This is a genomic window from Mycolicibacterium iranicum (assembly GCF_002101705.1).
In the GTDB taxonomy this organism is placed as follows: Bacteria; Actinomycetota; Actinomycetes; order Mycobacteriales; family Mycobacteriaceae; genus Mycobacterium; species Mycobacterium iranicum.
The window spans coordinates 332735-352333 of sequence record NZ_LQPC01000020.1; the positions used below are offsets into that span (position 1 = coordinate 332735).

A 19599-nucleotide genomic window follows, 5' to 3' on the forward strand; every position below is an offset into this window, starting at 1 on the left:
ATGCGATTTCCGGAGATGACACCCCGTCGGATCGTCGTACTGGTGGTGGCCGCAATCGTGGCCGCGGTCGCCGCTGTGGGTGCGGCCGTCTACGGCCACCGAATCTACCGCGACCTGACCACGACCACTGTCATCGCCTACTTCCCAAGCACCTTCGCGCTGTACCCGGGCGACCAGGTGCTGGTGATGGGTGTCCGGGTGGGCACCATCGATTCGATCGAGCCCGGCGGTGGTCGGTCCAAAGTCGTTCTGCACTTCGATGATTCCGTCAAGGTCCCTGCCGATGCGACGGCCTCCATCGTCAACCCCAGCCTGGTCGCCTCCCGTGCGATCCAGTTGTCGCCTCCCTACCGCGGCGGGCAGATCCTGGCCGACGGTGCCGTGATCCCGTTGGAGCGAACCAGGATCCCGGTCGAGTGGGACGATCTTCGTGCGCAGCTCGCGACCGTTCTCGACGGCCTCGGACCTACACCGGAGCAACCTCGGGGGCCTGTCGGGGAGGTCGTGTCGGCGTTCGCCGACGGTCTCGCCGGAAAGGGCGATCAGCTTAATTCGACGTTCAGCAGTCTGTCGAATGCACTGTCGGCGCTGAACAGGGGTCGCGGCGATCTGTTCTCCGTTGTGCGCAACCTCGCCCTGTTCGTCAGCACGCTACGCGCCAGCGACCAGCAGTTCGGCGCTTTCAACACCGATCTGGCCACACTGACGGAAGCCCTCGGCAACTCCGATGACGAACTCGCCCGAGGCGTCGACGAATTCCGGCAACTTCTCAACCGGACGAGCGACTTCCTCGAGCTCAACGGCGACGTCGCCGTCAGCGACGTCAACAACCTGCGTGAGGTCACCGACGCGCTGCTGCAGCCGGAAGCACTCCAGGGCCTGGAGAACACCCTGCATGTGCTGCCGTCGTTCGGCGGCAACTTCGTCAACATCTACTCTCCGGTGAACGGCGCCCTGACGGCCGTGCCGGTGCTCAACAACTTCGCCAATCCACTTCAGCTGATGTGCAGTTCGATTCAGGCGGGAAGCCGGCTGGGCTATCAGGAGTCCGCGGAACTATGCGCGCAGTACCTGGCACCCATCCTCGACGCGATCAAGTTCAACTATCTGCCGTTCGGCATGCAGCCGTTGACCACCGCGAGCACACTGCCGAAGTACGTCGCATATTCCGAGGAGCGGTTGCGGCCGCCGCCCGGCTTCAAAGACACCACGGTTCCCGGGTTGTGGGCCCGCGATACGTTGTTCTCGCACGGCAATCACGAACCGGGGTGGGTGGTGGCTCCCGGCATGCAGGGGCTCGACGTCCAGGCTTTGACCTCTCAGATGCTCGCGCCCGATTCGCTGGCGGCCCTACTCGGCGGCCCCGACCCGGCGCCGCCGCAGGCAGGAGTCCGGGGCGGCGCACCCCCCAACGCCTACGACCAGAACAATCCGCTTCCGCCGCCGTGGTATCCGCAGCCGGCGCCGACCCCGGTTGTGCAACCCCCGACCCCGCCCCTGGCCGCCGAAGCGGGAGGACAGCCGTGAGACGCACCACCATGAGGGCGGCCGCACTGCTGTGCTGCCTGTTGCTCGTCAGCGGCTGCGGCTCATGGCGCGGGCTGGCCAACGTGCCCATGCCGGGCGGTCCGGGTACCGGGCCCGACCACTCGACCATCTACGTCGAGCTGCAGAATACGTTGGCGCTCAACGTCAACAGCCGTGTCCGCGTCGCGGACGTGTTCGTTGGCCGCGTCTCGAAGATCGAATTCCGGCCGTGGAAGGCGTTTCTGACGCTGGACTTGGACGCCGGGGTCAGACTGCCCCGCAATGCGACGGCCAAGGTCGGCCAGACCAGCGTGCTCGGCAGCCAGCACATCGAGCTTGCAGCTCCGCCGGATCCGTCCCCTCAGCCGCTGCGCACAGGCGACACGATTCCGCTGGAGCGCACAGCAGCTTTCCCGACCACGGAGCGAACCCTGGCCAGTATCGCCACCGTCTTGCGCGGCGGCGGCATCTCCAACCTCGACACCATCTCGACCGAACTCGACAAATTGTTCACCGGTCGCGCCGAACAGATCAGGGAGTTCCTCAACCAGCTCGACACCTTCGTCACCGAGCTCAACGGTCAGCGCGACGCTATCACCCGCGCCCTCGGCCACCGATGATCTGTTGACGATCCTCGCCGCGGGCAACGACGTCGTCGACGCAGCGCTCACCGAACTACCACCATTGATTGCACATTTCGACGCCAAACGTGAGGTGTTCGCCGACGCGACGATCGCCCTGGGACGTCTGTCGCGTGTCACAGGAGATGCCGTCACGGCATCCCGCGCCGATCTGGAGACGAACCTGGCCCTGTTGCAGCGGCCCCTCACCCAGCTCGGCTACGCCGCCCCGTATGTGCTCGGCGCCCTCAAGGTGCTTCTCACCGCCCCGTTCAACATCGACGATGTGCCCAAGGTGGTGCGGGGAGACTATGTAAACATCTCGGCGACCATCGATTTCACCCTCAGTGCCATTGACAACGCGCTGTTGAGCGGCACCGGATTCTCCGGGGCGCTGCGCGCGCTGGAGCAGGCGTGGGGCCGGGATCCGGCCACGATGATTCCCGACGTCCGCTACACGCCGAATCCCGCCGATCTTCCTCCCGAGCGGGGGCGATAGCGATGCTCACCAGGGGCCGTCGCGTTCAGCTCGTCGTATTCGCGATACTGACCGTCATCTCCGTGGGGGTGCTGGGGATCTACTATCTGCGGCTACCGGCCCTTGTCGGGATCGGCAGGTACACACTCAATGTCGAGCTTGAGTCCTCCGGTGGGCTCTACCCGACTGCCAACGTCACCTATCGCGGCACCACGATCGGCAAAGTCACTTCGGTGGAGCCGATCGGTGGCAGTGTGCGAGCCACGCTGTCGATCGACGATGACTATCGGGTGCCCGTCGACGTGGTCGCCAATGTGCACTCGGTGTCGGCGGTCGGAGAACAGTTCCTCGATCTGGTCGACGAGGGTCCGGGCGAGGCGTTCCTGGCCGACGGCCAGACGATCGTCAGAAGCACTGTGCCGCAACCGATCGGCCCGTTGATCGATGCGGCCAATGAAGCCGTCGATGCGCTCCCCCAAGACAGGCTCGCCGCACTGTTGCGGGAAACATCAACGGCTGTCGGCGATCTCGGTCCATCGCTGCAGCGACTGGTCGACTCGGCACAGGCGCTCGGCGGTGATCTCGCGGCCAACGCCGATTCCCTCGATGCACTCCTCGACGACTCCGGCCCGCTCCTGGAGAGTCAGGTGTCCACCGGTGCGGCGATCAACCAGTGGGCGCGCAACGTGCGCGACCTGTCCCGGCAGAGCGCGCAGCGGGATGAGTCGGTGCGCGCCATCCTGCAGACTGCGGCTCCGACCGCTGACCAGGTGGGTGCCGTTTTCGGCGGTGTACAAGAGGCACTCCCCCAGGTGCTTGCGAACACCGCGGTGGTGTTCGACATGCTCAAGCGATACAACGCCGGCGTCGAGCAGGGGCTCGTATTCCTACCTCAGGGAGCGTCGATCGCCCAGACAGTCGTCGCCCCGTTCACCGACTCCGCGGCGCTCGACTTCCGGCTGGCCATTAACGAACCGCCGCCTTGCCTGACGGGTTTCCTACCTGCCTCCGAGTGGCGCTCGCCTGCGGAGACCACGACGATCGATCCGCCGGCACGCGCGTACTGCAAGATTCCGAAGGACTTTCAGGCCAACGTGGTGCGCGGCGCACGCAATTACCCGTGCGCCGACGTGCCCGGCAAGCGTGCCGCCAATCCCGAAGAATGCCGCAGCGACGAACCCTATGTGCCGGCGGGAACCAATCCCTGGTACGGCGATCCGAACCAGATCCTCGCGTGTCCCGCCCCCGGGGCACGATGCGATCAGCCCGTCACACCGGGAATGGTCATCCCCGCGCCCAGTGTCAACAACGGTCGCAATCCTGCGCCGGCCGATGCCCTGTCTCCGTCACCGGGTCCGGTGAGCGATCCGCTGACGCAGCCTCGTTCCGGCACGACGCAGTGCAGCGGCCAGCAACCAGTGCAGTGCACCTATACGCCCGCCGACATTCCCTCGGCGATCTACGACGTGTCCCGCGGTCAGGTGGTGGCCAGTGACGGCACGGTATTCACGGTGTCTTCGCCCGTGCCCACAGGTCAGGAGTGGAAGAGCATGCTCGCCCCGGCCGGATGACTGCGAAGCGGACTGGACGTCGGCGCTGCGTGGACGAAACGTCGACATCGTCGCCGGCCCTTAAGCTGACGCAGTGGCAAGACCCGAGCGCCGCGGCGCGGGGCGCAGCACCCCCGACGAGTGGCTGCAGGCTGGATTCGCACTCCTGGCGGAGGACGGCTTCACGGCACTGAAGATCGATACCTTGTCGACACGCCTCGGGATGACGAAGGGCAGCTTCTACTGGCACTTCGCCGACATGGCGGCGTACAAGGCGGCTCTCGTGTCGGCGTGGGCGCAGTGGCGTGACGATGACCACCGCCGATTCGCCGAACTGGAGACGCTGGCGCCCCGAGACCGACTGATCAAGATGACGGCGTTTCTGATCAGCCCTCGCCAGTGGATGCTCGAGCGGGCGATGCGGGAGTGGGCTCGATCAGATCGTGCCGCCGCCCGCAGCGTCAAGGCCGCCGACCGTCGCGCCCGGGCCGCGGTTCGGCAGGCTTTCCTCGACCTCGGACTGAGCGAGGCGGTCGCCGAGCAGCGGTCGCAATGGCTCTTCGCCATCGGCATCGGCGCTCTGCACCTGTCGAACGCGAAGTCACCGAGGATCCCACTCGCACAGCGGGAGGAGCTGGTGGATTTCCTGATCCGCCCCTGAGCGCCCGGTTGGCTTTGTCAGCAGGCGACGCCGGCGAAGATGGCCCCGGTGATCAGCGCAATCACCAACGCGATCGTCGGCATCCCACTGAATAGTGCGACCGTGACTCCCGCGACCGCGGCGATCAGGATCGTCAGCATGAGGAAGGCGAGCGCCCAATTCACGTGGCTGGACGCATGCGCCGTCCGGGGCGCGTCGATAGCCTCTGAGACCATCGCGCCGTCACCGATTCCGACCATGGCACATCCTCTCTGTGATGACGGACACAATATAACGCGGCAATGGCGCACATCACATTCAAGACAGCAATGTTGTGATCTATCCGTCAATTTCGAAAGCCCAACTAACAGAAGTGATTAGCGCGCCTAATCGCGAATAGAGGCGGGTACGTTGGCGTCGATGAGAGTTGCGGGGCCGGCCGCGCTGGCAATCCTCACGGTGGCACTGGTGCAGTGCGCGCCGGCGTCCAATCCGACCCCGCCGCCCCCTGATCCGTCGTCGCCGACGCCGCCGACGCAGGAACTGCCGGCGGAGACATTCAGCACCGTCACCCCGAGCCCGCGACCGCAGCCTGCTGCGATCACCCCTGTCACCGCATCCGACCTGGGCACGTCATGGCGCCCCGGCTGTCCGGCCGGGCCCGACGAACTCATGCGCGTCGACCTGGACTTCTGGGGATTCGACGCGCGGACACACCGCGGCTCCCTGGTGGTGCACCGGGACCTCACCGAAGAGGTCATTGAGGTGTTCGACCAGCTCTACCAGCTGCGTTATCCGATCGACAAGATGCGCACCGTCGAGAACTACCCCGGCGCCGACGACGAGCTCTCGATGCGCGACAACAACACCTCGGCGTTCAACTGCCGCGCCATCCCGGGCAGCGGCAGCTGGTCGCTGCACGCCTACGGACGGGCCATCGACATCAACCCCAAGCTCAACCCGTACATCCCCAGCAACGGAAAGTACGAACCCGCCAACGCCGGTCCGTGGATCGATCGCACCCGTACCGAGCCGGGGATGCTGCACGACGCGGATGCCGCCGTACGCGCATTCACCGACCGCGGCTGGCGCTGGGGCGGCCACTGGACGTCACCGAAGGACTACCAACACTTCGAGATTCGTTGACACCGGGCGGACCCCGGTCCGAATATGTCCGAAGGTGAACCCCCGCAGGAGGTATTCCGTGTCGTAAATTAAGGCGCTTTCCTCTTGGACTGGAGACATCCCCTGCTTCATCGAATCGCCCTTTTGGCACTCGCCGCACCGCGTCGCATCCTCGTCGCCGCGGCGCTCCTCACGGTCGCCCTCGGGGTGTTCGGGGTTCCCGTGGCCAAGAGTCTGTCGCCGAGCGGCTTCTCCGATCCGGGCTCGGAATCCGCCCACGCCGCGGCACTGCTGACCGAGAAGTTCGACCAGGGCGATGTCCAGATGCTCATCGTCGTGTCGTCCCCCGACGGCATCGATGCGCAGGAGGTTCGCGAGGTCGGGACCGAAATCGTCGCCGACCTCGACGACAATCCGCACGTGGCGGGCGTGTCCTCGCCGTGGACCACACCTCCTGCGGCGGCGGCCGATCTCGTCAGCCGCGATCGCACGGCGGGCCTGATCGTCGCGGGGATCACGGGCACCGAGGCACAGCAGCAGACGTGGGCCAAGGAGATCTCTGAGCAGGTCACCCGCACCCGTGAGGACGGGATCGTCGTCAAGACCGGCGGCACGGCCATGGTCAACGTGCAGATCACCGACCAGTCCCAGCGCGACCTGCTGGTCATGGAGTCGCTGGCGATCCCGCTGAGCTTCCTGGTTCTGGTGTGGGTGTTCGGCGGGCTTCTGGCCGCCGCGCTGCCGGTGGCCATCGGCGGCATGGCGATCATCGGCGCGCTGGCGGTGCTGCGGCTGGTCACGTTCGCCACCGACGTGTCGATCTTCGCGCTGAACCTGGCCACCGCGATGGGGCTGGCACTGGCCATCGACTACACCCTGCTGATCCTGTCGCGATACCGCGACGAACTCGCCGCCGGCGCCGACCGCCCGGAGGCGATCAAGCGCACGATGACGACGGCCGGGCGCACGGTGATCTTCTCGGCGACGACGGTGGCGCTGTCGATGTCGGCGATGGTGCTGTTCCCGATGCACTTCCTCAAATCGTTCGCCTACGCCGGCGTCGCGACCGTCGCGTTCGCCGCGGCAGCCGCCGTCATCGTGACTCCCGCGGCCCTGGTGTTGCTCGGGGACCGCCTCGACTCGCTCGACGTCCGCAGGCTGGCGCGTCGCATCCTGCGCAGGCCCGAACCCCAGCCGGTGCCCGTCGAACAGCGATTCTGGTACCGCTGCGCGACGTCGGTGATGCGCCGGGCCCTGCCGCTCGGCGTGGTGGTTGTCGCCCTGCTGCTCGTGCTGGGCGTGCCGTTTCTCGGCGTCAAGTGGGGCTTCCCCGATGACCGCGTGCTGCCGCAGTCCGCGTCGGCCCACCAGGTCGGCGACCAGTTGCGTACGGAGTTCGCGGACAACACCGATACCAACGTCACGATCGTCATCCCCGACAGCCAAGGATTGAGCCCGGGTGACCTGACCACCTACGCGATGGAACTGTCGCGCGTGCCCGACGTCCCTGCGGTGTCCGCTCCGACGGGCACGTTCGTCGACGGCGCCAAGGCGGGCCCGCCGTCAGCGCCCACCGGCGAGAAAGACGGCAGCACTTTTCTCACCGTGACCAGTTCCGCGCCACTGTTTTCCGATGCGTCCGAGACCCAGCTGGACCGGCTGCATGCCGTCGAGGGACCGGGCGGGCGTGACGTCCAGATGACCGGAACGGCGCAGATCAACCGCGACAGCGTGGATGCGATCACGAGCAAGCTGCCGCTGGTGCTCGGCCTGATCGCCGTGATCATGTTCGCCCTGCTGTTCCTGCTCACCGGCAGCGTCGTCGTGCCACTGAAAGCGCTTGTGCTGAACATGCTTTCACTGACCGCCGCCTTCGGCGCGCTGGTGTGGATCTTCCAGGACGGGCATCTGTCCGGCCTCGGGACCACCTCGACGGGCACGCTCGTCGCGAATATGCCGGTGCTGCTGTTCTGCATCGCGTTCGGCCTGTCGATGGACTACGAGGTGTTCCTCGTCGCGCGGATCCGCGAATTCGTGCTGGACGGCCACGAGAACGATGAAGCGGTGGCCCTCGGTATCGCCCACACCGGCCGCATCATCACCGCCGCCGCCCTGATCATGTCGATCTCCTTTGCGGCGCTGATCGCCGCGAACGTGTCGTTCATGCGCATGTTCGGGCTCGGTCTCACGCTGGCCGTGCTCGTCGACGCCACCCTGGTCCGCATGGTCCTCGTTCCGGCGTTCATGCATCTGATGGGCAACGTGAACTGGTGGGCACCAGCCTTTCTCAAACGCGTACACGAACGCCTCGGCTTCAGCGAAGAACCGGCGGCAAAACCCGACAGCACAGAGGCAGAACAGGTCAGCACATGAGCGAGAAACCGATCAGCGTCATCGCGGCAGTGCAGGGCGCGCTTCCGCCGCACCGATACACCCAGGACGAAGTCACCGAGGCGTTCCTGGCGGTCCCGGCCTTTCAAGGCGTCGAAGATCTGCTGCGCGGGCTGCACAAGAACGCCAAGGTCAACGCGCGACATCTGGTCCTGCCGTTGGAGCGTTACACCGAACTGCTCGACTTCGGCGACGCCAACGACCTCTACATCGAGCATGCGGTCGACCTCGCCTGCCAGGCACTCGTGGCCGCGCTCGACGAATCTGGGCTCAAGCCAACTGATCTCGATATGATCATGTCGACGACGGTCACCGGTATCGCCGTCCCGTCGCTGGATGCGCGCATTGCCGCGCGACTGGGACTGCGGCCCGACGTGCGCCGGGTGCCGCTGTTCGGACTCGGCTGCGTCGCGGGCGCGGCAGGCATCGCCCGGATGCACGACTATCTCAAGGGCGCGCCCGACCACATCGCCGCGCTGGTGTCGGTCGAACTGTGCTCGCTCACCCGCCCCGCACTCACGCCGACGATCGGCAGCCTGGTGGGCAGCGCGTTGTTCGGTGACGGCGCGGCCGCCGTCATCGCCGCGGGCGCCCATCGCGCCGGCGCGATCGACGCGGCCGGACCCGCGGTGCTCGACACGCGCAGCCGGATGTACCCCGACTCGCTCGACATCATGGGCTGGACCGTGAACCGCAACGGATTTCAGCTCGTGCTGTCCCCGGAGCTGCCCGAGCTGATCATGCGCTACCTGCCCGATGACGTGACCGGCTTCCTCGGCGAGCACGCCCTCGGCGTCGGCGACATCTCGACGTGGGTCTCCCATCCCGGCGGACCAAAGGTCTTGGAGGCCATCGCGGCGGCTCTCGACCTCGGCGACGACGCGCTCGAGCTGTCCTGGCGCTCGCTGGCCGAGGTGGGCAACATGTCGTCGTCGTCGGTGCTGCACATCTTCCGCGACACCATCGCCAAGCGGCCGGCTGCCGGCCAGCCCGGTCTGTTGATGGCGATGGGCCCCGGTTTCTGCTCCGAACTCGTCCTGCTGCGTTGGCAGTGAGGGACGGGACGATGCTCGCGTATACGATTCTGATCGCCGCCGTCGCGGTGGAGCGCGTCGCCGAACTCATTGTCTCCCAGCGCAACCTGAAGTGGAGCAAAGCGCGCGGCGGCGTGGAGTTCGGCTTGTCGCACTATCCGGTCATGGTGGTGCTGCACACCGGCCTGCTGGTCGGCTGCCTTTACGAGGCCTCCCACCGGGAGTTCATCCCGCTGCTGGGCTGGCCGATGTTCGTCGTCGCGGTGGCAGCCCAGGTGCTGCGCTGGTGGTGCATCACCACGCTGGGCCACCAGTGGAACACCAGGGTCGTGGTGGTGCCCAACGCCGGGCGCGTCACCGGCGGGCCGTACCGGTTCATGTCTCATCCCAACTACGTGGCGGTCGTCGTCGAGGGCATCGCGCTTCCGCTGGTTCACACCGCCTGGATCACGGCGCTGGTCTTCACCGTGCTCAACGCGCTGCTGCTGTGGGTGCGAATCTCGGTGGAGAACAGGGCGCTTCAATCGCTGACGGGCGCCCGAGCATGATTGACCTGGTGGTCGCCGCATGATCGACCTGGTGGTCGCGGCATGATCGACCTGGTGGTTGCCGGGGGCGGGCCCGCGGGGCTCGCCACCGCCATCCACGCCGCGCGGGCCGGCCTGGAAACGGTCGTGATCGAAAAGCGCGCCGGACCGATCGACAAAGCCTGCGGCGAGGGCCTGATGCCGCACGCGGTCCGCCAGCTCGCCCTCCTGGGCGCTCAGCCTGCGGGCAAACCGTTCAAGGGCATCTCGTATTTCGACGAGAAGCACTCTGTCACAGCGTACTTCGACAACGGCGACGGTTTCGGGGTGCGGCGCAAGACGCTGCATGCCGCGTTGCTCACAGAGGCGGACCGAGCCGGCGTGAAGCTGGTGCACGACAAGGTCGGCCCGCTCACCCAGAACTCGGAATCGGTGACGGTGAACGGGATCCGGGCCCGCTACCTGGCGGCGGCTGACGGGCTGCACTCCCCCATCCGGGCGGCGCTGGGCCTTGAGTTGTCCCCGGGCAGGACGAAACGCTGGGGTATCAAGCGCCACATCGCCGTCGCTCCGTGGAGCGAGTTCGTCGAGGTGTACTGGTCCGAGCACGCCGAGGCCTACATCACCCCGGTCGCCGACGACTGTGTCGGCATCGCGATCCTGACGTCGCGGCAGGGGCGTTTCGAACAGCACCTGGCCGCGTTCCCGACAGTGCGCGAACGCATCGACGGGCTCCCCCACGAACCGGATCGCGCGGCAGGCCCGCTGCGTCAACGGGTCCGCAGCCGCGTCGCGGGCCGGGTCATGCTGGTCGGCGATGCCGCCGGCTACGTCGACGCGCTCACCGGGGAGGGGCTCGGCTTGTCGTTCGCGGCGTCGCGGCTGTTGGTGGACAGCGTGATCGCCGACCGTCCCGGCGACTACGAGCGGCAATGGCGCAAGGTCACCCGCCGCTATCGACTGCTGACCGCGGGCCTGCTGTACGCCGGCACATCGCCGCTGCGGTCAGTCATCGTGCCCGCTGCCAGCAGCCTCCCGAGGGTGTTCCGCGGCGTGGTGAACTTGCTCGCCGATTAGGACGGAGTCCCCGTCCTTGCCGTAGACCGAGATCGCGTCGCGACCCTTGGACTTCGCCACGTACAACGCCTTGTCGGCACGGTCGAGGAGTTCGGCGACCGCGGTGTCGGCGTCCGAGCCCGTGGTGTGCCAGGGCCGCATGGTGGCGACGCCCACGCTGATCGTCACCGTCCCGGAGTCCGCACCGATATGCGGAATCTCAAGGGCCCGGATGGCCGAGGCGAGGCCGCCCGCGAGTTCATGGGGCACATCGCATCCGGACAGCACGACGGCGAATTCCTCACCGCCGTAACGGGCTGCTACGCACAGGAACGGGTCCGCGAGGTTTTTCAGCACGCGAGCGATCTGGCGCAGACATTCGTCACCGGCCTGGTGCCCATAGAGGTCGTTGAACGACTTGAAGTGGTCGAGATCGATGAACAGCGCCGTGACCTGTTCGCCGTCGGCTCTGGCGCGCTCCCAGATCCCCGCGGCCCGCACCGCCAACCCGCGCCGATTGGCCAGGCCGGTCAGCGGATCGGTGTTTGCCATGTCGGTCAGCGAGTCCTGCACCTCGCGTTCCAGCGTCACGTCGCGCAGCACAGCCGCGGTCAACCCGTCGGCGGTGCGCCGGCTGTGCAGGACGTACCAGCCCCAGGTGCCGTCCTTCTTGCGAATGCGGAACGGGTCAGTCGGTCCCGGGGTATTCGATTGCGGGAAGTCGGCGCGATTGGCGCGGTCGTCGGGGTGGACCTGTTCGAGCCACATCTCCTTGTCGATGCGGCCGTCGGGGAGGTCGAGGATCTCGTGACCGGGAGTGGCCCGGCGCAGCACGTTGCCGTCGGCGTCGACCAGGATGACGACGTCACCGGTGAGCTCGGCGACCAGCTCGTAGGCCTTGTAGCTGGCGTTGTCCAAAGCCGCGAGCCGCATCCGATCCTCGAGCGCAGCGGCGACCATGACGACCATCGTGAACGCCCCGAGCACGAACACCTGGGCGGAGATCATCGCCTGCCCTGGACTGTCCAGCGATGCGGCGAAGGGGCCGTAGCCGGCGAACGTGCTGCCGAGGATGAACCCCGACCCGACCGCCATCTCCGCGAAGGCCGACGCGATCCCGGACCGGATCAGCACCAGCAGCGCGGGCAGCACGGTCAGGAACACCAGAACGAAGCTCGACTTGGTCGCCGACGCGGCGCACAGCCCGACGGTCAGCGCCGTCATCGCCGCAAACCACGCCACCTCTCGCCAGGTGTGTCTGCGTCGGTAGTGGTTCCAGCGCAGCATCAGCGGAACGAGGAACGCGATGCCGACGGCTTCGGTGAGGTACCAGGCCATCGCGGCGTAGACGAGCGCCGAGGTGGTGGTCGCGATCTCGCCGTTCCAGACCAGGCTCGCGATGCCGATGGGACTGCCCAGCAGCGGTGCGAGCAAGACACCGTAGAGCAGGAACCGCCGCCAGCTGAGCAGTGAGTCGCTGCGGCCGCTCACCCAGTCCTGGTCCCGATGCAGCATGACGGCCGCGAACGCGACCGTGGTCATCGTGGACAGGACGCCGACCTCCGGCGACATGTCGAGCAGGAACCGAACGGGCACGATCTGGACGGCCGCGAACGACGCGAGGTATACGGGCCAGTGTCTGCGCGGGGAGGTCAGCAGCGCGACGAGCTGCGGCGCGACGGCGGGCCACACCATCGCATACGACCAACTGTCCAAGTAGACGAGCCCGCGGACCGCGAAGCACATCGCTCCGACGACGAGGGTCCAGGCGATGAGCCGGTGCATCGGGGGCACCGTGCCGGCGGTTAACGAGCGCAGCTCCGAAACGCGCTCCTCACCGATCGACATTCGGATAGTCAACAACGTCAATATTCCTCTCGGCAATCCCTGGGCCGTCGACGCGCCGACAAATCCCGCGTTCACATCCCCGACCCCGATCCGAAATGCGCGGGCGGCACAATGACGCGTCCGAGTTTCAGCCCGAGACCGCAGGAGATGTTGTGACCGATGTCGTGAACCCCGCCCCCGGTGAATCCACCGAGGTGAACGGCGTGCCGTTGGGGCCCACGGGACAGACCAGGTCAGGCATGACCGCCGACGCGTTGCGCGCCGCGGTGAAGGACCATCTCGTGTACTCGATCGCCCGGCCGGCGGCCGCGCTGACCTCGGAGCATTACTACAGAGCGCTGTCGCTGGCGGTGCGGGATCGCATGCAGAAGCGCTGGATGGCCACGACGCACGACTGGCTGGATCTGTCGGCGAAGGTCACCTGCTACCTGTCGGCCGAGTTTCTGATGGGCCCGCAGCTGGGCAACAATCTGCTCAACCTCGGCATCGAGGAGGAGGCGCGCGAGGCGCTGGCCGACCTCGGTCAGGACCTCGACGAGATCCTGGCCATCGAGGGCGAGCCTGGTCTGGGCAACGGCGGCCTCGGCCGGCTGGCCGCCTGCTACCTGGACTCGCTGGCGACGCTGGAGCGCCCGTCGATCGGGTACGGCATCCGCTACGAGTTCGGCATCTTCCGCCAGGAGATCCAGGACGGCTGGCAGGTCGAGAAGACCGACAACTGGCTGGTGCGGGGCAACCCGTGGGAGATCGACAAGCCCGACGCCAGCTACGTCGTCAACTGGGGTGGCCACACCGAGCAGTACGTCGACGTCACGGGAAAGTTGCGCGTGCGCTGGATCCCGCAGCGGGTGCTGCAGGGCGTCTCCTACGACACCCCGGTGCAGGGGTACGGCGTCAACACCTGCAACACGCTGACGCTGTGGAGTGCGCGCGCGGTGGAGTCCTTTGCGTTGGAGGCGTTCAACAGCGGCGACTTCTACAGGGCGGTCGACCAGGAGGTCGTCTCCGAGACCGTGTCGAAGGTGCTCTACCCGAACGACGAGCCCGAGGCGGGAAAGCGGCTGCGCCTGCTGCAGCAGTACTTCTTCGTGACGTGCTCGCTGCAGGACATCCTCAACATCCACCTCCAGCGCGCCGCACTCCCCCTGAGCGCGCTGCCGGACAAGTGGGCGATCCAGCTCAACGACACCCACCCGTCGATCGCGGTGGCCGAGCTGATGCGGCTGCTGATCGACGAGCACCAACTGGCGTGGGACGACGCGTGGGATCTGACGGTGCGCACCTTCGGGTACACGAATCACACGCTGCTGCCCGAAGCGCTCGAGACGTGGCCGCTGCGCATCTTCGGCGAGGCGTTGCCGCGTCACCTCGAGCTCATCTACGAGATCAACGAACGGTTCCTCGACGAGGTCCGCGCGAAGTTCCCGGGCGACGACGAGCGAATCGCACGCATGTCGCTGATCGGTGAGGACGGCGGCAAGAGCGTCCGGATGGCGCATCTGGCCACCGTCGGCAGCCACGCCGTCAACGGTGTCGCGGCGCTGCACTCCGAGTTGCTCAAGCAGAGCGTCCTCAAGGACTTCTATGAGATGTGGCCCGAACGCTTCGGAAACGTCACCAACGGGGTGACACCGCGGCGGTTTCTGGCGCTGTCGAATCCGGGATTGCGCGCGTTGCTCGACGAGACCATCGGGCCGGGGTGGCTGACCGACATGGAGCGGCTGCACGGGCTGGAGTCGTTCGTCGACGATCCGTCGTTCCGCCAGCGTTGGCGAGATGTCAAGCGAGCCAACAAGTCTCGCCTAGCCGAGTATGTACATTCCGCGACGGGCATCGAGCTGGACCCGACCTGGATGTTCGACGTCCAGGTCAAGCGGATCCACGAGTACAAGCGTCAGCACCTGATGGTGCTGCACATCATCGCGTTGTATCAGCGGCTCAAGCAGAACCCCGGCATGTCGATTCCGCAGCGCGCGTTCATCTTCGGCGGTAAGGCCGCACCGGGATACTTCATGGCCAAGCGGATCATCAAGCTGATCACCGCGGTCGGCGACGTCGTCAACGCCGACCCCGATGTCAACCGCTGCATGAAAGTGGTTTTCCTGCCGAACTTCAACGTCAAGAATGCCCACCTGGTCTACCCCGCGGCGAACCTCTCCGAGCAGATCTCGACGGCGGGCAAGGAGGCTTCGGGCACGGGGAACATGAAGTTCATGATCAACGGCGCGCTGACGATCGGGACGCTCGACGGCGCCAACGTCGAGATCCGTCAGGAGGCGGGCGCGGAGAACTTCTTCCTGTTCGGCCTCACCGAGAATCAGGTGGAGAAGGTGAAAGCGGAGGGCTATCGCCCGGTGAGCTATGTGGAGTCCGATCCAGAACTCGCGGGCGTGCTTGAGCTCATCGCGCGCGGCGAGTTCACCCACGGCGACACCGAGGTGCTGCGCCCGATCGTCGACAACCTGATCCACCACGACCCGTTCCTGGCGCTCGCCGACTTCCGGTCGTACATGAACTGTCAGGCCGAGGTCAGCAAGTCGTGGCTCGACCGTGACCAGTGGTCGCGGATGTCGATCCGCAACACCGCCCGCAGCGGCATGTTCTCGTCAGACCGCGCGATCCGCGAGTACTGCGACGAGATCTGGGGTGTACGACCGATGTCGGTCGACCTCGACTGAACCTCCGCCGAAACTGCATTCCACGCGCTCTAAATCGCCCACAGGCCGCGCGGAATGCAGTTTCGGCACTCACTCATCCGTCGAGTCCGCGCTCGAGCGCCCGCAGCACTGTCAGCGCCGCGGACACGTCGAGCCGCTCTCCCGACGCGTCAAGCGCATCCCCGACCAGCCGGGCCCAGATACCGCGCAGCCGGGCCAGGTTCTCCGCCGCGAGTGGGGTTGAGCGCAGCACCGCCTGCCTGCTGTCGGCGGGGTCGGGTGATCGTTGCACCAAACCCTTAGCTTCGAGGTCGCGCAACGCCCGGCTCATGTTGCTGCGCTGAAGCCCCGTCGCCGCGGCGACCGCGCTGGGACCGATGTCGGGGTGATGGTCGAGGTAGCGCAGGACGGTGATCTCGGTGGCGGACAACTCCAGGACCGCGGGGTCGGCGGCCGCCTGCGATCTGATCGCGCGCGCCACGGCCATCACGACATCGGCCAGGTCGGCGAGCTCGGCCGCCGGTGTTCGGGCTTGCATCACCTCACCCTACATGATAGTTATATATTGATAACTATCACTCGATAATCACTTTGGAGCTCATCCATGACCTCTGCTGTCGACGCCCGCCAGCGGCCCGACACCGCACCGCGGATCACCGTCGCGCTACTCGTCACGCTCGCCCTGCTGTCCGCCGTGGCGCCGTTCGCCACCGACCTGTACCTGCCGGCCTTTCCGCGGATGGTCGACGACCTGCAAACGTCCCCGACGAATGTGCAGCTGACGCTGACCGCCTTCCTTGTCGGACTGGCGGCGGGCCAGTTGATCTTCGGTCCGCTCTCCGACCGCTTCGGCAGGGTCAAACCGCTCGTCATCGGCGCCACGATCTGCGTGGCCGCCAGCGTGGTGGCGGTGCTCGCGCCGACCATCGAGGTGCTGATCGCCGCCCGCCTGGCCCAGGGCCTCACCGGGGCCGCGGGCATGGTGATCGGGCGCGCGATCATTTCCGACCTCGCCACCGGTCGGGAAGCCGCTCGCGCGTTCAGCCTGATGATGATCGTCGGCGGTGTCGCCCCTATTGCCGCTCCGCTGGCAGGCGGCTTCCTCGTCGAACCCCTCGGGTGGCGCGGTGCACTCGCCATCATCCTCGCGCTGGTGGTCGCGATGCTGGTTGCCGCGCTCGTCGTCATCCGCGAGACCCACACCAAGGAGCGCCGTGCCCGGCTACAGGACGAAAAGATCTCCGCGGGTTCACCTTTGCGCGATCTGACCAGCCGGACCTATGTCGGCAACCTGCTGGCCTTCGGGTTCGCCTTCGCGGTGATGATGGCCTACATCTCGGCCTCACCGTTCGTCTACCAGACGATGATGGGACTTTCGTCGGCCCAATACGGAGCGATGTTCGGTGTCAACGCCCTCGGGCTGTTGTCGATGAGCGCACTGAGCGCGCGACTGACGGCCCGCCGCGAACCTCGCAGCATCGCACGCATCGGGCTCGTCGCGATTCTCGTTGCCAGCCTCGCCGTGCTTGCCCTCGCAGTGACGCAGACCCCGGCCGGCTGGCTGGCTCTGCCACTGTTCGTCGCGGTGTCGGCGATGGGGCTGATCTTCGGCAACACCACTGCGTTGGCGCTGTCGGCGGCACCGCGCGCCGCGGGCTCGGCATCCGCGGCTCTGGGCGCCACGCAGTTCCTGCTGGCGGCCGCGGTGTCCCCGTTGGTCAGCCTCGGCGGTGAGCACTCGGCCGTGCCGCTGGGCCTCGTGATGGCCAGTGCCGCCCTCGTGGCCTGCCTCGGCTTCGCGGTCGCCCGCCCACGCTAGGACTTGCGTTTGGGGGTGCGGGGTTTCGGTGGTTTCGGTCCGTCCGGACTCTGCGCTCCGCGATTGGCGAATCTGCCCAGTGTCGAGACGCCGGGCACCGACGCCACCGTCCGATAGACCTCGTTGCCGGTCGCGACGAGCGCCTCGAGCTGCGGCAGCAGGGCGTCCATGGTGCGCAACATCGGCGCGGCCAGCGCGAGATAGCGCTCCATCCGGTCGACCGCCACGTTCAGACGCTCCGTCGCGACGGCCAGGTTCTCGATCAGGTCGGGCACTTCGGCCGCCAGCTTGATCGAGGCGGGCGGGATGCGCAGTGCGCCGGTGGCGACGGCCTGCGCGGCCTCGGCCGCCTCCGCAGCGGCGGCCCGGATGGCCTTGATGTCGGTGGGTCGAGGAACTTTTTGTTTCGCCATACATCCACGATGACTCACGATCGGCGCTGATGCGGGATATCGGCGGGTGCTCCGCGAAAAGCGTTGGCTCGTCGTCGTGTCCCCATGTCAGGGTGTCGGAATGATCGATGCCTTCGTCACCGACGGATTTGTGAAGATCCCCGGCGCGGCCCCGCGCGAAGTTGCCGATGCGGCGCGTGCGCTGCTGTGGCAGCGCCTCGATGCCTCGCCCGACGATCCGAGGACGTGGACGCACCCGGTGACGTGGACGGCCGACCTGGCGGGTGACGGACCGTTCGGCGAAATCGCCCGCAGCGCAAAGCTCTCCGAGGCGCTGGGTGAGATCTGCGGTGACGGCGGCTGGGTGCCCCGCGGATCGCTGGGCAACATTCCGGTGCGGTTCCCGGTGGCCCCCGCCGCCGACGACCGCGGGTGGCACATCGACCTCAACACCCAGCTGCCCGACGGGACGTGGGTGGTGAGTGCGCGGCCGCAGACCCTGCTGTTGTTGACGCTGCTGTCGGAGGTGACGCCCGACGATGCGCCGACACGAGTTCGCGTCGGATCGCACCGTCTGGTCTCAGAAGCCCTGGGTGATCGCACGTACGACGCCGTCGAGGCCGGCGCGCTCGTCGACCGCGTCAGCGCCGACTGCCCGGTGCAGTACGCCACCGGAGTCCCCGGCGACATGTATGTGCTGCACCCGTTCACCGTGCACGCCGCAGACGAACACCGCGGCAGGACACCGCGGTTCATGTCCCAAGCGCCCGTCCTCCTGCGTGATTTCGGCGTGCTGAGTGGCGCCCACAGCCACTGAGCACGCCGAAATCGCTCAGGCAACATCCCGATAACAACCCGATCACTGCGCCCGCGCGTCCTCCGGGGCGCATCGGCCGCGCTGTTAACTTCGCGCAAGTGAGGTCTTTCGCCCAGCAGATCGCCCGCGGCACCCGAATCGCCATCGCATCGGTGATCGCCGCGGGCCTGCTCACCGTGGGCGCGCCGCCCGCAGCGCACGCATTCTCGCGGCCGGGTCTGCCGATCGAGCAGCTCGACGTGCCGTCGCCGTCGATGGGCCGCACCATCCGCGTCGAATTCCAGGGCGGTGGGCCGCATTCGGTGCTGCTGCTCGACGGTCTGCGCGCACAGGACGATTTCAACGGCTGGGACATCAACACGGCGGCTTTCGAGTGGTTCCACGAATCCGGGGTCTCGGTGATCATGCCGGTCGGCGGTCAGTCGAGCTTCTACGCCGATTGGTACCGGCCTGCCCGCAACCGCAACGGGACGCTGACGTACAAGTGGGAGACGTTCCTGACCAACGAGCTGCCAACGTGGTTGGCAGCCAACCGAGGTCAGGATCCCTTCGGTAACGCCGTTGTGGGACTGTCGATGTCGGGCAGCGCCGCGCTGACGATGGCCGCCTACTACCCGCGCCAGTACAAATTCGCGGCATCGCTCTCGGGATATCTGGCGCCGTCTCAGAAGTTCTGGCCCCCGTTGATCGACATCGCGATGCAGGACGCGGGCGGGTTCGACTCCTTCGACATGTGGGGCAAGCCCGGGTCGGCGGCGTGGCTGCGCGCCGATCCGATGCTCAACATCAACCGTCTGGTGGCCAACCGCACCGCGCTGTGGATCTACTGCGGCAACGGGATCGCATCGGATCTCGACACCGGCACCGACCTGGGCGTCAACCTCAGCGCCGGCTCGCTGGAGACGATCACGATCGCCACCAACAAGGAGTTCCGCGACAAGTACCTCGCCGCAGGCGGGCGCAACGCGATCTTCAACTTCCCGCCCAACGGAACTCACAGCTGGGGGTACTGGGGCGCGCAGCTGCAGGCGATGAAACCCGATATCGTCCGCCTCCTGACGGCGCCCCCGCAGGATTCGCCCTCGCCCTGGCGGTAGTGGCCGTCGCCCAGCGAGCCG

16 protein-coding genes and 1 pseudogene are annotated in these 19599 nt (G+C 66.9%); 13 read left to right on the plus strand and 4 right to left on the minus strand.

Features of this window, described 5'->3' with window-relative positions; genetic code table 11:
• The 4 genes and pseudogenes from AWC12_RS06680 to AWC12_RS06695 all read left to right on the plus strand — a co-directional run bounded on the left by AWC12_RS06680 (window position 1) and on the right by AWC12_RS06695 (window position 4836).
• On the plus strand, window positions 1–1527 hold the full coding sequence (locus AWC12_RS06680; RefSeq protein ID WP_234813852.1) for an MCE family protein: 1527 nt from the start codon (window positions 1–3) through the stop codon (window positions 1525–1527).
• Between the two features lie 11 nt (window positions 1528–1538).
• A pseudogene (locus AWC12_RS06685) lies at window positions 1539–2646 on the plus strand (MCE family protein).
• Between the two features lie 2 nt (window positions 2647–2648).
• Complete coding sequence (locus AWC12_RS06690; protein ID WP_085173085.1) at window positions 2649–4196, plus strand: MlaD family protein; 1548 nt, start codon at window positions 2649–2651, stop codon at window positions 4194–4196.
• 73 nt (window positions 4197–4269) lie between these two features.
• The gene (locus AWC12_RS06695; protein ID WP_085173086.1) at window positions 4270–4836 is read left to right on the plus strand and encodes a TetR/AcrR family transcriptional regulator; all 567 of its coding nucleotides are present in this window, start codon (window positions 4270–4272) and stop codon (window positions 4834–4836) included.
• Window positions 4837–4853: 17 nt separating this feature from the next.
• On the opposite strand, the gene AWC12_RS06700 is transcribed toward AWC12_RS06695, so the two are convergent.
• On the minus strand, window positions 4854–5075 hold the full coding sequence (locus tag AWC12_RS06700; RefSeq protein ID WP_024444991.1) for a hypothetical protein: 222 nt from the start codon (window positions 5073–5075) through the stop codon (window positions 4854–4856).
• A gap of 160 nt (window positions 5076–5235) precedes the next feature.
• On the opposite strand from AWC12_RS06700, the gene AWC12_RS06705 reads away from it, so the two are divergent.
• From AWC12_RS06705 to AWC12_RS06725, 5 genes are all read left to right on the plus strand, one after another.
• Complete coding sequence (locus tag AWC12_RS06705) at window positions 5236–5961, plus strand: M15 family metallopeptidase (protein WP_110808574.1); 726 nt, start codon at window positions 5236–5238, stop codon at window positions 5959–5961.
• A 102-nt stretch (window positions 5962–6063) separates the two neighbouring features.
• Window positions 6064–8313 (plus strand): MMPL family transporter, encoded by a 2250-nt coding sequence (locus AWC12_RS06710; RefSeq protein ID WP_085173154.1) that lies wholly within the window; start codon window positions 6064–6066, stop codon window positions 8311–8313.
• The gene (locus tag AWC12_RS06715; RefSeq protein WP_085173087.1) at window positions 8310–9386 is read left to right on the plus strand and encodes a type III polyketide synthase; all 1077 of its coding nucleotides are present in this window, start codon (window positions 8310–8312) and stop codon (window positions 9384–9386) included. Before AWC12_RS06710 ends, AWC12_RS06715 begins: the two co-directional genes overlap by 4 nt.
• Before the next feature lie 11 nt (window positions 9387–9397).
• On the plus strand, window positions 9398–9913 hold the full coding sequence (locus AWC12_RS06720) for an isoprenylcysteine carboxyl methyltransferase family protein (protein ID WP_085173156.1): 516 nt from the start codon (window positions 9398–9400) through the stop codon (window positions 9911–9913).
• Between the two features lie 42 nt (window positions 9914–9955).
• Window positions 9956–10969 carry an NAD(P)/FAD-dependent oxidoreductase gene (locus AWC12_RS06725; protein WP_085173088.1) on the plus strand — a complete coding sequence of 338 codons (1014 nt, stop codon included), beginning with the start codon at window positions 9956–9958 and terminating at the stop codon, window positions 10967–10969.
• Here the strand turns inward: AWC12_RS06725 and AWC12_RS06730 are convergent.
• Entirely contained in the window at window positions 10898–12796 is a 1899-nt protein-coding gene (locus AWC12_RS06730) for a sensor domain-containing diguanylate cyclase (protein ID WP_085173089.1), read from the minus strand. The genes AWC12_RS06725 and AWC12_RS06730 overlap by 72 nt on opposite strands.
• Before the next feature lie 152 nt (window positions 12797–12948).
• Between AWC12_RS06730 and AWC12_RS06735 the strand changes: the two genes are divergently transcribed.
• Window positions 12949–15474, plus strand: coding sequence for a glycogen/starch/alpha-glucan phosphorylase (locus AWC12_RS06735; RefSeq protein ID WP_085173158.1), 2526 nt, complete (start codon window positions 12949–12951; stop codon window positions 15472–15474).
• Between the two features lie 73 nt (window positions 15475–15547).
• On the opposite strand, the gene AWC12_RS06740 is transcribed toward AWC12_RS06735, so the two are convergent.
• Entirely contained in the window at window positions 15548–15991 is a 444-nt protein-coding gene (locus AWC12_RS06740) for a MarR family winged helix-turn-helix transcriptional regulator (RefSeq protein ID WP_133057314.1), read from the minus strand.
• 66 nt (window positions 15992–16057) lie between these two features.
• Here AWC12_RS06740 and AWC12_RS06745 point away from each other — a divergent pair, with 66 nt between their 5' ends.
• Window positions 16058–17272 carry a multidrug effflux MFS transporter gene (locus tag AWC12_RS06745; protein WP_085173091.1) on the plus strand — a complete coding sequence of 405 codons (1215 nt, stop codon included), beginning with the start codon at window positions 16058–16060 and terminating at the stop codon, window positions 17270–17272.
• On the opposite strand, the gene AWC12_RS06750 is transcribed toward AWC12_RS06745, so the two are convergent.
• Window positions 17269–17685 carry a hypothetical protein gene (locus AWC12_RS06750; RefSeq protein ID WP_085173094.1) on the minus strand — a complete coding sequence of 139 codons (417 nt, stop codon included), beginning with the start codon at window positions 17683–17685 and terminating at the stop codon, window positions 17269–17271. The two genes, AWC12_RS06745 and AWC12_RS06750, sit on opposite strands and share 4 nt — an antisense overlap.
• Before the next feature lie 100 nt (window positions 17686–17785).
• Between AWC12_RS06750 and AWC12_RS06755 the strand changes: the two genes are divergently transcribed.
• The gene (locus AWC12_RS06755; protein ID WP_085173096.1) at window positions 17786–18481 is read left to right on the plus strand and encodes a phytanoyl-CoA dioxygenase family protein; all 696 of its coding nucleotides are present in this window, start codon (window positions 17786–17788) and stop codon (window positions 18479–18481) included.
• Between the two features lie 98 nt (window positions 18482–18579).
• Window positions 18580–19578, plus strand: coding sequence for an esterase family protein (locus AWC12_RS06760; protein ID WP_165762774.1), 999 nt, complete (start codon window positions 18580–18582; stop codon window positions 19576–19578).
• Window positions 19579–19599 lie beyond the last annotated feature (21 nt).

Coding starts and splice junctions, on each gene's coding strand:
- AWC12_RS06755 (WP_085173096.1), top strand. CDS start 17,786: ATGATCGATGCCTTCGTCACCGACGGATTTGTGAAGATCCCCGGCGCG.
- AWC12_RS06725 (WP_085173088.1), top strand. CDS start 9,956: ATGATCGACCTGGTGGTTGCCGGGGGCGGGCCCGCGGGGCTCGCCACC.
- AWC12_RS06720 (WP_085173156.1), top strand. CDS start 9,398: ATGCTCGCGTATACGATTCTGATCGCCGCCGTCGCGGTGGAGCGCGTC.
- AWC12_RS06730 (WP_085173089.1), bottom strand. CDS start 12,796: ATGTCGATCGGTGAGGAGCGCGTTTCGGAGCTGCGCTCGTTAACCGCC.
- AWC12_RS06740 (WP_133057314.1), bottom strand. CDS start 15,991: ATGCAAGCCCGAACACCGGCGGCCGAGCTCGCCGACCTGGCCGATGTC.
- AWC12_RS06690 (WP_085173085.1), top strand. CDS start 2,649: ATGCTCACCAGGGGCCGTCGCGTTCAGCTCGTCGTATTCGCGATACTG.
- AWC12_RS06680 (WP_234813852.1), top strand. CDS start 1: ATGCGATTTCCGGAGATGACACCCCGTCGGATCGTCGTACTGGTGGTG.
- AWC12_RS06705 (WP_110808574.1), top strand. CDS start 5,236: ATGAGAGTTGCGGGGCCGGCCGCGCTGGCAATCCTCACGGTGGCACTG.
- AWC12_RS06715 (WP_085173087.1), top strand. CDS start 8,310: ATGAGCGAGAAACCGATCAGCGTCATCGCGGCAGTGCAGGGCGCGCTT.
- AWC12_RS06745 (WP_085173091.1), top strand. CDS start 16,058: ATGACCTCTGCTGTCGACGCCCGCCAGCGGCCCGACACCGCACCGCGG.
- AWC12_RS06750 (WP_085173094.1), bottom strand. CDS start 17,685: ATGGCGAAACAAAAAGTTCCTCGACCCACCGACATCAAGGCCATCCGG.
- AWC12_RS06700 (WP_024444991.1), bottom strand. CDS start 5,075: ATGGTCGGAATCGGTGACGGCGCGATGGTCTCAGAGGCTATCGACGCG.